The 13,647-nt window shown below is 54.6% G+C and carries 11 protein-coding genes; 8 read left to right on the plus strand and 3 right to left on the minus strand.

Annotated elements, in window-relative coordinates; translation table 11 throughout:
* Positions 1 to 24: 24 nt before the first annotated feature.
* Genes BMY63_RS02000 through BMY63_RS02010 form a run of 3 tightly spaced genes read right to left on the minus strand, consistent with a single transcriptional unit; the run spans position 25 to position 3,257 of the window.
* The gene (locus tag BMY63_RS02000; RefSeq protein WP_091914388.1) at positions 25 to 1,317 is read right to left on the minus strand and encodes a hemolysin family protein; all 1,293 of its coding nucleotides are present in this window, start codon (positions 1,315 to 1,317) and stop codon (positions 25 to 27) included.
* Positions 1,317 to 1,970 (minus strand): LPS export ABC transporter periplasmic protein LptC, encoded by a 654-nt coding sequence (gene lptC / locus BMY63_RS02005; RefSeq protein ID WP_091914390.1) that lies wholly within the window; start codon positions 1,968 to 1,970, stop codon positions 1,317 to 1,319. Before lptC ends, BMY63_RS02000 begins: the two co-directional genes overlap by 1 nt.
* Before the next feature lie 6 nt (positions 1,971 to 1,976).
* Positions 1,977 to 3,257, minus strand: a complete 1,281-nt coding sequence (locus BMY63_RS02010; RefSeq protein ID WP_091914392.1) for a BamG family beta-barrel-assembly machinery protein — start codon at positions 3,255 to 3,257, stop codon at positions 1,977 to 1,979.
* 104 nt (positions 3,258 to 3,361) lie between these two features.
* Between BMY63_RS02010 and BMY63_RS02015 the strand changes: the two genes are divergently transcribed.
* From BMY63_RS02015 to BMY63_RS02050, 8 genes are all read left to right on the plus strand, one after another.
* Entirely contained in the window at positions 3,362 to 4,546 is a 1,185-nt protein-coding gene (locus BMY63_RS02015) for an Lnb N-terminal periplasmic domain-containing protein (RefSeq protein ID WP_256218897.1), read from the plus strand.
* Positions 4,536 to 6,065, plus strand: a complete 1,530-nt coding sequence (locus tag BMY63_RS02020) for an alkaline phosphatase family protein (protein ID WP_091914394.1) — start codon at positions 4,536 to 4,538, stop codon at positions 6,063 to 6,065. Before BMY63_RS02015 ends, BMY63_RS02020 begins: the two co-directional genes overlap by 11 nt.
* A gap of 123 nt (positions 6,066 to 6,188) precedes the next feature.
* Positions 6,189 to 9,578, plus strand: a complete 3,390-nt coding sequence (secA, locus tag BMY63_RS02025) for a preprotein translocase subunit SecA (RefSeq protein WP_091914396.1) — start codon at positions 6,189 to 6,191, stop codon at positions 9,576 to 9,578.
* Between the two features lie 82 nt (positions 9,579 to 9,660).
* Entirely contained in the window at positions 9,661 to 10,389 is a 729-nt protein-coding gene (locus BMY63_RS02030) for an ABC transporter ATP-binding protein (protein WP_091914398.1), read from the plus strand.
* 88 nt (positions 10,390 to 10,477) lie between these two features.
* Positions 10,478 to 12,214: an HAD-IIIC family phosphatase gene (locus BMY63_RS02035; RefSeq protein WP_091914400.1), complete on the plus strand. Its 1,737-nt coding sequence runs from the start codon at positions 10,478 to 10,480 to the stop codon at positions 12,212 to 12,214.
* On the plus strand, positions 12,211 to 12,633 hold the full coding sequence (locus BMY63_RS02040; RefSeq protein ID WP_091899512.1) for a MaoC/PaaZ C-terminal domain-containing protein: 423 nt from the start codon (positions 12,211 to 12,213) through the stop codon (positions 12,631 to 12,633). Before BMY63_RS02035 ends, BMY63_RS02040 begins: the two co-directional genes overlap by 4 nt.
* A gap of 4 nt (positions 12,634 to 12,637) precedes the next feature.
* On the plus strand, positions 12,638 to 13,357 hold the full coding sequence (locus BMY63_RS02045; protein WP_091914402.1) for an SDR family NAD(P)-dependent oxidoreductase: 720 nt from the start codon (positions 12,638 to 12,640) through the stop codon (positions 13,355 to 13,357).
* A gap of 45 nt (positions 13,358 to 13,402) precedes the next feature.
* Positions 13,403 to 13,645 carry an acyl carrier protein gene (locus BMY63_RS02050; protein WP_091899514.1) on the plus strand — a complete coding sequence of 81 codons (243 nt, stop codon included), beginning with the start codon at positions 13,403 to 13,405 and terminating at the stop codon, positions 13,643 to 13,645.
* Positions 13,646 to 13,647: the final 2 nt, after the last annotated feature.

The following is a 13,647-nucleotide window of genomic DNA, read 5'->3' on the forward strand; positions in this document are numbered from 1 at the left end:
GCGAAATTTTTCATTAAAATTATTCTATTCCATCACCTTTAGTCGCACTAACTCTATCTTAGTAGCTGTATTCTTCAGGATTTTAAACTCGTAGCGCCCTACCCTGACGACCTCGTTGAGCTTCGGGAACGACTGGTACTCATGGAGGATAAGACCACCGAGGGTCATATAATCGTCGCTCTCGGGCAGGTCGAGGTCGTAGAGCTCGTTGACGCGCTCGATCTCCAGACGGGCCGAGAGGATATACTCGTCGGGGCCCAACTGCTTCGCCTCGAGGGCACTATCGGTATCGTGCTCGTCTTCGATCTCACCGGTAATCTCTTCCATGAGGTCCTCGAGGGATACCAGACCGCTCGTGCCGCCGAACTCGTCGACGACGATGGCCAACGAGCGTTTCATCTGCATGAGCAGTTTCATGAGCTTCGAGGCGAGCATCGTCTCGGGCACGAAGTTCAGCTCACGGATGGAGAGCTGACCACGGAGCGATGTCAGGGACTTGTCGGCCACGGCCACGGCATCGAGCCGGAAGAGGTCGGAGGAGTGGACATAGCCGATGATATGGTCGATATCCTCGTGATAGACGATAATCTTACTGTGACCGCTCTCGATGAAGATCTGACGGAGGGTCTCGAGGGTGGCGGTATCTTCGACGGCATCGATCTCGGTACGGGGCACCATACAGTCGCGCACCTTCGTCTCAGAGAAGTCGAGGGCGTTCTGGAAGATACGTACCTCCTCACCGATCTCGTCTTCATTGCCGGCACTGTCGATGCTGGTCTGCACGAGGTAGTCGAGATCGACCTTCGTGAACTCGTGTTCCGCGTCTTGACGACTCATGCGGATGCCGAAGAGGCGGAGCAGGCCCTTGGCCAACAGGGTGGCCAGGCGGGATATCGGATAGAGGATGACATAGCACACGTAGGCCGGAATGGCGAAGACGGTGAGCAGGGTGTTGGGGTTATTCTTAAAGATGGTCTTCGGCAGGAACTCACCCGTGAAGAGCACGACCACCGTGGAGAGCAGGGTGTCGGCCATCACACGGAGTCCGTCGCTGAGCGGTGCAAACAGGGTGGCATCGAAGAGACGGGCGAAGAGGATGCCGTAGATGACTAAGGCGATATTATTGCCCACCAGCATCGTCGACACAAAGTTGTTGGGATGCTGGTAGAACACTGCCAGGGCCTTCTGCGACAGGCCGTTCTTCTCACGGTCCATCTCGGCCAACAGGCGGTTACTGGACACGAAGGCGATCTCCATGCCTGAGAAGAACGCGGAGAGGAGCATCGAGATGATGAGGGAGATGAGCAGGACGGTCATTACTGGCGCTTGGCGTGTTTGGTGAGTTGAGGGCGCTGGGGAGCAAGGTGCTGCGCGGTGTCGGCGGGAGCGGCGCCCTTCGACGCCTCGTCCTTCGTCTCGCCTGTCATGTCCTCACGCTCGAAAGAGCCCTTGGAGTTGCTGACCGTATAGTGGGTCATCTTCTCGTCGCTGAGGAAGTAGGTGCCTTCCATCGTGCGCTCGGGGGTGGTGACCCGCGAGAAGACGTTAGAATAGAACTCATGGCTTATGCCGTCCCAGTAGAGCTCCTCGCTCTCATAGAGCATACCGTTGACATTACGGATGCGGACACGACCACGCAGATGCCAGAGCTTCTTCTGGTCGTAGTACCAGGCGGTGTCGGCCTGGATGTAGCCTTGTACATGGAACTTCTCGTCGAACTGCTCAAAGAACACGCCTTTCTCGAACGACCAGCGTGAGGGGTTCTTCGCCGTGTTCACATCCCAACGCTCGGTGACGATGCGGTATTTGATGACACCGGAGTCGCTGATCAGGGTGTTCACGCCATAGGAGGTCATCACCGACACGGAATCGCGGTCGTGGACGGCCGGGGCGGTATGCTCTTGTACGTCGCTACAGGCGACCACGAGCAGCACGATGGCAGCGAGAGGGAGGGTTCTTTTATTGAACATGGATGTTTACTCTACTTTCCACTTAGAGAACCAGCGCTCGTTGAAGGTCAGACCGATGTTGATACGGAAGGTGTTCTCCGTAATCAGATTATCGGCTGAACGGTGCGACCACTGACCACTGATATTCAGGAAGGAACGGTTGTTATAGGCATTCATGATGGGAATACCGAAACCGAGACTGAGGCTCAGTTCCTTAGGACCGTCCTGACCGTTTATATTATAATAAGGTGTGGCATAGCCGGCACCGATACGATAGCGCACATGACTCAGGACATGACGGGTGCTCTGGGGGTTGGGAATCCACTCGGCACCGAGGTTGGCACGGTAACTATCTTTCAGCAGACCGCTCCGCAGGGCATAGGTGCCACCCTCGTCGGAGGGCATATCGACAGAACCCCACTTCTGCACCTGAAGGTCGGCACCCACACGCAGCTTGTCATGATGGCTGTAGGCCAGACCGAAACCATAGGCGGTGGGCAAAGACAGACCGTCGTGCACCACATAAGAGGTGGTATCGTTCTGACTCGCAGAGGTGTTGACACTGATGATACGACAGGTGGGATCGGTCTTGAGACTGTGACCGGGACTATAGGTAGCTCCCAGCGTCAGCAGATCACCTTTGCCAAGCTTCTGCTCGTACTGCATACCGAAGTCGAGCTTGTAGTTCCTGACGGATGCGGAATACTGTTTCACCAGGTATTTCGCCGAGCTGATGCTGGTGACTCCGGTAAACGAGCGGTCGAACTCGCCCCAGAGATAGGCGGCATTGAAACCGACCGACAGGGGCTTGAAGATGCGGAAACCGGCACCCAGGAACAGCTGATGCATGCCGCCGTCGCCCTCGTAGGTGCTGGACTGTATGGCCTGCGACCCGGGGATGGACGACGTGGTGCTATACTTATAACCGACATTAGAATAAGGCAGGACACCGAACGACACGCCTAAGTTCTTGGCAGCACGGAGCAGACCCACGACATAGTCGAAGCCAGCCCCCTTGCCACTGAAACGGGTGCTGCCCTCCTTGAAGTTCGTGATCTGACCCGACAGACCGGCATCGAAGATCATCGTGAGGGAATCGGCAGCGGAATAGGAAGCCGGATTCAGGGGGTTCACCTCGTTTCCCTTACGGAAAGCCAGGCCGACTCCATTCATACCTTTATTGAAACCGACGCCCTGATCGGTCAGATCGCCATAGCCGAACTGACTATACGGGGAGTTGGTACTACTCTGTGCGAAGGCGGTTGCGGTGATGGCCGACAAGACCAGACCACCTATGATTCTATTCATGTCTTTTATGTTTATTCTGTTGAAAATCTATTCAGCGTGCAAAATTATTGAAAAAAAATGGAATAAATGGCTTTTTACTGCAAAATATAAGCTATTTTTGCATCGTGAAACATTTCAGAAAGGATTTTTGTACATTTTTAGGCATCATTCTGATGATGTCGGCCTCCGTCGTACAGGCACAGACCGTGTCGGCTGACGGGGATGTCATCGACAAGCACCCCATGGACTCCGTGGAGGTCAGTCTACTGACCTGCTCGCCGCATGAGGAGATATACAGTCTGTACGGTCATGCCGCCATCAGATGGCACGACCAACGGAACGACACCGACCTGGCGTTCAACTGGGGGATGTTCAACTTCAAGAAGCCTTATTTCGCCCTGCGGTTCGTGTTCGGACTGACCGACTATGAGCTGGGCGTGGTGCCCTACCAGTATTTCCTCGAAGAATACAGACAATGTGGCAGTAGTGTCACCGAACAGGTGCTCGACCTGACAGCCGAGGAGAAGGAGGCGATGTATCTGGCTCTGTCGGAGAATATGCAGCCGGAGAACCGTGTGTACCGGTATAACTTCTTCTTCGACAACTGTTCGACACGGCCTCGGGACATCATTGAGAAATGCTTAAACGGAAAAATAGAATATGCTCAGCGTGAAGACTATACACCATCGCATCGGGATATGATCAGTGTGTGTACGAGGAACCATCCCTGGGCTACCTTCGGCAATGATATGCTGTTGGGCGTGAAGGCCGACCGAAGGACGACACTCCGGGAACAGGAGTTCCTGCCGGGCAACCTGATGTACGACTTCGACAGGGCTCAGATCGTGAGCGACGGTAGCCGTCGGCCCTTGGTCAAGGAGCGTCGGATGGCGGTCAAACCGGGGGTACAGGTGATTGAGGAGGATTTCCCGCTGTCGCCGACCGCCTGCGCCTATGTGCTACTGGTGCTCTCACTGGTCATCGTAGCGATGGAATGGCGCAGAAAGAAGACATTTAAGTACTGGGATGCCCTGTTGATGACGGTTCAAGGACTGGCGGGCTGTGTGCTCTTCGTCATGATCTTCTCACAGCACCCGACCACGAGTCTCAACCTGCAGATCCTGTTGCTGAACCCGTTGCCACTGTTCTTCCTGCCAGCCGTTCTCAGACGGCGTCGCACGCACTGGTGGACTCTCCTGATCGTGATGGTCGTGCTGTTTGCCGTAGGACGGTTTTTCCAGCACTATGCCGAGGGAATGATGATTGTGGCACTATGTTTGCTGTTAAGGGGGCTAGTGAATGAAAAATAAATATATTTATATCACACTACTGGCGGTAGTTGGCTGGCATGCCGAGGCACTGGCGCAGGACGGTGCCCGACAGGCACCGCGGCTCGTGGTGAGCATCACCATCGACCAGCTGCGCAGTGACTACCTGGAGACCTTCGCCCCACTCTACGGGCCGAATGGTTTCAAGAAGCTGTTGGCGGAGGGTGTGGTCTATGAGAATGCCACCTATCCGTTCTTCGAGCCCGACAGGGCCTCTGCCATATCGTCAGTCGTCACAGGTACTACCCCTTATTACCATAGTATCGTCGGTACACGGTGGTTGGACAAGGCCACCCTGCGACCGGTGCTCTGCACGGACAGTCAGAAGCAGGACAGTGTGCCCTCGCCCGTGCAGATGGCCGTGTCGACGATGGGCGACGAACTGAAGGTGGCCACGCACGGGGAGGCGAAGGTGTTTGCCGTCGCCCCGTTTGAGGATGCCGCCATCCTATCGGCCGGTCATGCCGCCGACGGGGCGGTGTGGCTGGACACCCAGACTGGGCGCTGGACAACATCGCAGTATTACATGAATGAAGTGCCGCAATGGCTATTGTCGTTCAATGAGTTATATTCTTACGAAGATAAGAGCAGGAAGCGGGAATGGAAGCCATTGATTGTTCAACAGAAGCCCGACTTCCGTTATACGTTCAAGGGCGACCGACGGCATCAGGACTACCAGACATCGGGACTGATCAATGCCGACATCACGGAGCTGGCGCTGCATAGTCAGTCGAACCTCGCCATGGGGTATGACGGTGTGACCGACCTGTTATGTCTGACCTATTATGCCGGTACCTACGGGCACCGACCGGTGTCGGTCAGTCAGAAGGAGCTACAAGACACTTACCTGCGTCTGGACAGAGAGATCGCCACACTGGTGGCACAACTGGAAACCAGGATCGGCCAAGGACAGGTTATGTTCGTCGTCACCAGCACCGGCTACAGTGATCCGGAAGAGACCGACTACACGGCTTATCGCATCCCTACGGGTACCTTTTATATCAATCGTACAGCCAGTCTGCTGAACATGTATTTCGGCGCACTCTGGGGACAGGGGCGCTACGTGGAGGGCTGCTACGGACGACAGTTATTCTTCAACCACCAACTGCTGGAGTCGAAGCGTATCAGCATGACCGATGCCACCCAACGGGCTCAGGAGTTCGTGGCACAGATGGCCGGCGTGAGGAACGTCTATACTCGTCTGCAGCTGTTGGGCAGCTACCACGAGCAGATTGCCAAGATACGCAACAGCTTCAACCCGCAGCGCAACGGCGACCTGTTGATCGAGGTGGCTCCGGGTTGGCACCTACAGAATGAAGAGACCGGCGAGGACCTGCTGTCGCAGGCCTCGGCCATCACCTTCCCTATCCTTATCTACGGCAACGGGCTTACCGCCCAACGTGTGCAGACGCCTGTCACCGTCGACAGGATCGCCCCGACCGTGGCTAAGACCATCCGCATTCGCGCACCCAATGCCTGTGCTTCGGAACCATTGTTCTGAAGCACAGACCGTCTGTTTGACAGATTTATATCAAGACCTTTGGCAATTACAAATAAAATTTGTACCTTTGCCGACGTTTTTTACTACAAATCATATTGCGAATAATTAATAACAAATATCATCATGAATTTCAACAAGATTCTGAAGACATTGTTCGGTGACAAGTCGACCCGTGACATGAAGCTCATCCTGCCCTTCGTGGAGAAGGTGAAGGCCGTGTCACCACAGATCGAGTCGCTCGACAATGATGCGCTGCGCCAGCGTACGAAGACGCTGCAGCAGCAGGTACAAGACTCTGCCAATGAGCAGAAGGCAAAGATCGCCGCACTGAAGGCCACCATAGAGGACACGCCCATCGACGAACGTGCCGACATCTTCGCACAGATCGATAAGATCGAGAAGGAGGTGCTCGACATCTATGAGAAGGCACTCGACGAGGTGATGCCGGAGGTGTTCGCCATCGTGAAGGAGACCGCACGTCGCTTTGCACAGAACGAGGAGACCGTCGTCACGGCGACTGATTTCGACCGTGAGTTGGCCGCCGATCCGAAGAAGGACTTTATCACCATCGACGGTGACAAGGCCATCTATCATAACCACTGGACTGCCGGTGGTAACGATCTGAAATGGGAGATGGTACACTACGACGTACAGTTGTTCGGTGGTGTCGTGCTCCATCAGGGAAAGATTGCGGAGATGGCTACCGGTGAGGGTAAGACCCTCGTGGCTACCCTGCCCGTGTTTCTGAACGCCCTGACCGGTAACGGTGTGCACGTGGTGACGGTGAACGACTATCTGGCCAAGCGTGACTCCGAGTGGATGGGTCCGTTGTATATGTTCCATGGCCTGAGCGTCGACTGTATCGACAAGCACCAGCCTAACAGTGAGGCACGACGGAAGGCCTATCAGGCCGATATCACCTTCGGTACGAACAACGAGTTCGGTTTCGACTACCTGCGTGATAACATGGCTATCTCGCCACAGGATCTCGTGCAGCGCGCCCATAACTACGCCATCGTCGACGAGGTGGACTCGGTGTTGATCGACGATGCCCGTACACCGCTGATCATCTCTGGTCCTATCCCCAAGGGCGACGACCAGATGTTCGAGGAGTACCAGCCACTGGTGGAGAAGCTGGTAGGCGTACAGCGCCAGTTGGCCACCCAGTACCTGGCTGATGCCAAGACCCTGATTACCGAGGGTAACCGACTGATTGAGGAAGGTAACAAGAAAGACGGTCAGGAGAAGCTCGACCAGGGCTTCCTGTCACTGTACCGCTCGCATAAGGCCCTGCCGAAGAACAAGCCGCTCATCAAGTACCTCTCTGAGGAGGGTATCAAGGCCGGCATGCTCAAGACCGAGGAGATCTACATGGAGAACAACAACCGTCGTATGCCGGAGTGTATCGAGCCGTTGTACTTCGTGGTGGACGAGAAGCTGAACTCCTGCGACCTGACCGATAAGGGTACGGGATGGTTGGCCAAGCAGGTGAACGACGCGGAGCTGTTCGTGCTGCCCGACATCACCTCGGAGCTCTCAGCCCTGGAGGCGGAGGCCGGACTCACCGATCAGGAGCGTCTCGACAAGAAAGACGAACTGTTGAACCACTACGCCATCCAGAGTGAGCGTGTACACACCCTCCAGCAGCTGCTGAAGGCCTACTGTATGTTCAACAAGGACGACGAGTACGTGGTCATCGACGGTGAGGTGAAGATCGTGGACGAGCAGACAGGCCGTATCATGGAGGGTCGTCGCTGGAGCGACGGTCTGCACCAGGCTGTGGAGGCCAAGGAGCACGTGAAGGTGGAGGCGGCCACACAGACGTTCGCCACCATCACCCTGCAGAACTATTTCCGTATGTATCATAAGTTGGCCGGTATGACCGGTACCGCCTCGACCGAGGCCGGTGAGTTCTGGGATATCTACAAGCTCGACGTGGTGGAGATTCCTACGAACCGTCCTGTGATCCGTAACGACCAGGATGACCGTGTGTACAAGACCGCCCGAGAGAAATACAAGGCCGTGATCGAGGAGATCGTGAAGATGCGCAATGCCGGAAGACCGACGCTGATCGGTACCACCTCGGTGGAGATATCTGAGCTGCTCTCCCGTATGCTCGACATGTATGTGGATCCCGAGACCGGTAAGCGTGAGGGTATCCCCCATCAGGTGCTGAACGCCAAGCTGCACCAGAAAGAGGCCGACATCGTGGCACTGGCCGGACAGTCGACCAACGGCAAGGGTGCCGTGACCATCGCTACGAACATGGCCGGTCGTGGTACCGATATCAAGCTGTCGCCGGAGGTGAAGGCCGCAGGCGGTCTGGCCATCATCGGTACAGAGCGTCATGAGAGCCGTCGTGTGGACCGTCAGCTGCGTGGTCGTGCCGGTCGTCAGGGTGACCCGGGAAGCTCTGTCTTCTACGTGTCGCTCGAGGACAAGCTGATGCGTCTGTTCGCCTCGGAGCGTATCGCCTCCGTCATGGACCGTCTGGGCTTCAAGGACGGTGAGATGATCGAGAGTCCGATGATCTCGAGGAGCATCGAGCGCGCCCAGAAGAAGGTCGAAGAGAACAACTTCGGTGTGCGTAAGCGACTCATCGAGTACGACGATGTGATGAACAAACAGCGTACCGTCATCTACGAGAAGCGTCGTCACGCCCTCATGGGAGAGCGTATCGGCATGGATATCGCCAATATCATCTGGGACCGTGTGGTGAACATCATCGAGAACGCGGCCGACTACCAGAGTTGTAAGGAGGAGTTCCTCCATATCCTGTCGATGGAGGTGCCCTTCACCGAAGAGGAGTTTATCGACCAGCCTCGTGACGTGCTCACCGAGAACGCCTTCCAGGCTGCCATCGGTAACTTCAACCGTAAGACGGAGCGCATACAGACCGTGGCTGCACCGATCATCAAACAGGTATATGAGAACCAAGGACAGATGTACGAGCGTATCATGGTGCCCATCACCGACGGTCGTCGGATGTATAATATCCCCTGTAACCTGAAGGAGGCCTACGAGACTGAGTCGAAGTCGGTAGTGAAGGAGTTCGAGAAGTCGATCCTCCTGCATATCATCGATGACTCGTGGAAGGAGAACCTGCGCCAGCTCGACGAGCTGAAGCACTCCGTACAGAACGCCTCGTACGAGCAGAAGGATCCGCTCCTGATCTTCAAGCTGGAGAGCGCCAAGGTGTGGGATGACATGATCAACGAGATGTACAACCGTATCTGTTCGATCCTGACTCGCGGTCAGATTCCTGAGATGCAGCAGGTACAGGAGGCTGCTCCCGAGCAGCGCACCCAGCGTCAGCAGTACACGGAGAGCAAACAACAGCTCAACGAGGAGCAGTTGACGGACCCGAACCAGGCTGCCGCCGCCGCTCACGACACACGCGCCCAGCAGCCGCACAGTCCGATTGTCAAGGATAAGTTGCCTGGTCGCAATGATCCTTGTCCCTGTGGAAGTGGTAAGAAGTTCAAGAACTGCCACGGAAAGGGGATTGTGTAGGAGTTAAGAGTTAAGAGTTAAGAGTTAAGAGTTAAGAATTAAGAATTAAGAATTAAGAGTTAGGAGTTCTGAATAGAGAGTTATGATTACTATAAAGGATCTGAAGAAGGTGTTTGGAGAGACGGTGGCCAGTGACATTCCGTCGCTGACCATCAACGACGGGGATATCCTCGGACTGGTAGGTAACAATGGTGCTGGTAAGACCACGCTCTTCCGAATGCTGCTCGACCTGCTGAAGGCCGACGAGGGAGAGGTGACACTCTCCTGCCCCGCTACCACTGAGAGTGAGGCTGTTGCCGTGAACCCTGCCCTTTCGGAACAATGGAAGGAATGGACGGGTGCCTATATCGACGACGGGTTCCTGATCGACTTCCTGACGCCGGAGGAATACTTCGCTTTCATCGGGAAGATCACGAACATGACGACAGAGGAGGTCGACAACCGTATGAAGGATTTCGAGCGTCTGGCTGGCGGTGAGATCTTCGGACAGAAGAAACTCATCCGTAACCTCTCGGCTGGTAACAAACAGAAGGTGGGCATCATGTCGGCCCTGTTTAACAGGCCACAGCTGGTCATCCTCGACGAGCCGTTCAACTTCCTCGACCCATCGAGTCAGAACACCCTGAAGCATGAGCTGGTGGAATATAACCGACAGACGGGTGCCACCATCCTCATCTCCAGTCATAACCTGGCACATACCATCGATATCTCCACACGTATCACGTTGTTGGAGAAGGGACGTATCATCAAGGATATGCCCAACAGTAACGGTAGTGCCCAGACGGAGCTGGAGGATTATTTCGGGAGTTAATTGACGGGAGTTAATGGGAGTTAGCGGGAGTTAATGGACATTTGTGGACATTAATGAACGTAGGTTGAATAACATGGAGGATTGAAATATGAGGGAGTTTAATGAACTGAAAAGAATGCTGAAGAAGATGCCCGAGGGACTACCGGCATGTAAGGTGGCGCTCGTCGGAGACACAGCGACACAGTTCCTGGCAACCGCCATCCGTGGGGTCGGTCTGGAGCGTGGTTACGATATCCACCTCTATGAGGCAGAATACAACCAGGTGGAACGACAGTTCCTGGATCCCGGGAGTGATCTGTATCAGTTTGATGCCGATTTCATCGTCGTCTTCCAGTCAACCCATAAGCTCGGAGAGAAGCACAGTATGCTGGACACAGTCCAGCAGGAGTCGTTGGCCGACGACCGGTTGGCTTTCATCGCCTCGATCTGTGAGAACCCCGCACTTGCCAATAAGAAGATCATCTACTTCAACTACCCCGAGATCGAGGATACGGTCTTCGGCAGCTACGCCAATAAGGTGCGGAGCTCGCTGACCTACCAAGTGAGGAAGTTGAACACGGCCCTGATGGACCTGTCGCAGCAGTATGCGAACCTGTTTATCTGTGACATCGCCGCCCTGCAGAACAAGCTGGGGCGCGACTTCCTGTTCTCGACCAATATCTACGTCAGTACGGAGATGGTGCTCAGCGTGGATGCCCTGCCCCATGTGGCCTCGCGGGTGATGGATATCGTGTGTGCCATCAAGGGACAGTTTAAGAAATGTCTCATCCTCGACCTGGACAACACCGTCTGGGGAGGTGTCATCGGTGATGACGGACTGGAGGGTATCCAGTTAGGACATGGACTGGGCATCGGGAAGGCCTTCACGGAGTTCCAGATGTGGGTAAAGAAACTGAAGCAGCGTGGTATCATCATCTGCGTGGCCTCGAAGAACAACGAGGACACTGCCAAGGAGCCCTTCGAGAAGCATCCCGACATGGTGCTGAAGCTCGATGATATCGCTGTGTTCCAGGCCAACTGGGAGACGAAGGTCGATAATATCCGTACCATCCAGAGTATCCTGAATATCGGCTTCGACTCGATGGTGTTCCTCGATGACAATCCCTTCGAACGGAATATCGTCCGAGAGAACATCCCCGGCATCACCGTGCCGGAGCTGCCGGAAGATCCCGGTGACTATCTGGAGTTCCTCTATTCGCAGAACCTCTTCGAGACGGCCTCCTACAGCAATGCCGACAAAGACCGTACAAAGCAGTACCAGGTGGAGGCCAAGCGCGTATCGCTGCAGAAGACCTTCGCCAACGAGGCTGACTTCCTGAAGTCATTGGATATGGTCTCGACGGTGAGCGGTTTCACGAAGTTCAATACGCCCCGTGTGGCACAGTTGTCACAGCGCAGTAACCAGTTTAACCTACGTACGGTGAGATATACCGAGGCCGACATCGAGGCACTGGCACAGGATCCTGAGGTCATCGACCTGAGCTTCACACTCGAGGATAAGTTCGGTGACAACGGACTGATCGCGGTCATCATCATGAGGAAGCAGGATGCAGAGACCCTGTTCGTCGACACCTGGCTGATGAGTTGTCGTGTGTTGAAGCGCGGCATGGAGAACTTCACACTGAACACGATGGTGGAACGTGCCAAGGCGGCAGGCTATAAGCGTATCATCGGTGAGTACTTGCCCACCCCGAAGAACAAGATGGTGGAGCAGCACTATCCCGATCTCGGCTTCCAAGTGGTGACGGGTGCAACGACCGCCCAGTACGTGTTGGATGTAGAGACTTACCAGCCCAAAGAGTGTTATATCGAGGTTAAGAAATGACGATTACAGAACTAGCAGAACAGACCACCCAGCTGTCGCATGTCTATCATGTGACGCCAGTGGTATATGACAGTTTCCAACGGTGCAGTGAGGATATGAACCCATTGCATACGGATGAATCGTTTGCCCGTGAGAAGGGATTCCCGGGCTGTGTGATGTACGGGAATATCCTCAATGCATTCATCTCCCATTTCGTGGGGATGTGTCTGCCGACACCGCATGTCATGATCCAGTCGCAGGACATCAGTTTCCATCAACCGGTGTTCCTGAACGACGAGATCACCCTGCAGGCCAGCGTCGACACCGTATCCGAAGCCGTGAACATCATCAATTACAAACTGAAGTTCTACAAGACCGTTGAAACCGGCAGAAAACTGGTTGCCAAGGGTCATGTGCAGATAGGACTCTTACCCCATTAAGCCTATGAGACTATTGATAACAGGAGGATCCTCAGGATTAGGGAAGGCGTTGGTAGAGACCTGTGCCGCCAATGCGGACGACCAGATACTCTTTACCTATTGCCGACATGAAGACGAGGCACAGGCACTCGTCGGCAGGTTCCAGAACGTAGAGGCCGTACAGGTGGACTTCTGCGACGAGGACAGTGTGGACCGCTTTGTCGAGCGTCTGGAGAACGAGACTGTTGATGTGCTCATCAACAACGCCTATGCCGGCAGTGCGCAGGGTACCCATTTCTACAAGACAGAGCCGGAGGCCTTTGCCGAGGCTTTCCGTTGTAATGTCATGCCGATGGTCAAGATCACCCAGGCCTGTGTGAAGGGCATGCGGAAGCGGAAGTTCGGTAAGATCATCAACATCATCACCTCGTATGTGATCGACGTGCCGCCGACAGGTTTCTCTGTATATACCGCCACGAAGGCCTACATCCGACAGTTGTCGAAGAGCATCAGTAAGGAGCTGGGACGGTTTCATATCACATCGAACTGTATCCTACCCGACTATATGCAGACAGACTTCGGGAAGGTGGAGGATTTCCAGTTGGAGCAGATGAAGGAAGTACATCCGCTGAAAGAACTGCTGAAGCCCCAGGAGGTGGCAGAGGTGGTGTGCCAGTTGCTGAAAGTCAGTCAGCAGTTGAACGGTGCTGAGATTCCCATCAATGCAGCTCAGCATATACTATAATAGACTTGAAAAAACAAATCATAAGATAGAATATATCAACACATTATGGAAAGAAAAGAAATATTTAGCAAGCTGAATGAGATTTTTATCGACGTGCTCGATCTGGACGAGGTAGAGCTGACCGACGAGACGAGTGCCAACGATATTGAGGAGTGGGACTCACTGAGTCATATCCAACTGATTGTAGCCATCGAGAAGACCTTCGGCATCAAGTTCACGTCACTGGAGATCATGAAGTGGAAGAATGTCGGTGAAATGGTCGATTCCATGGAGGAAAAGCTGAAATAACA

Source organism: Prevotella aff. ruminicola Tc2-24 (genome assembly GCF_900110895.1).
Lineage (GTDB): Bacteria > Bacteroidota > Bacteroidia > Bacteroidales > Bacteroidaceae > Prevotella.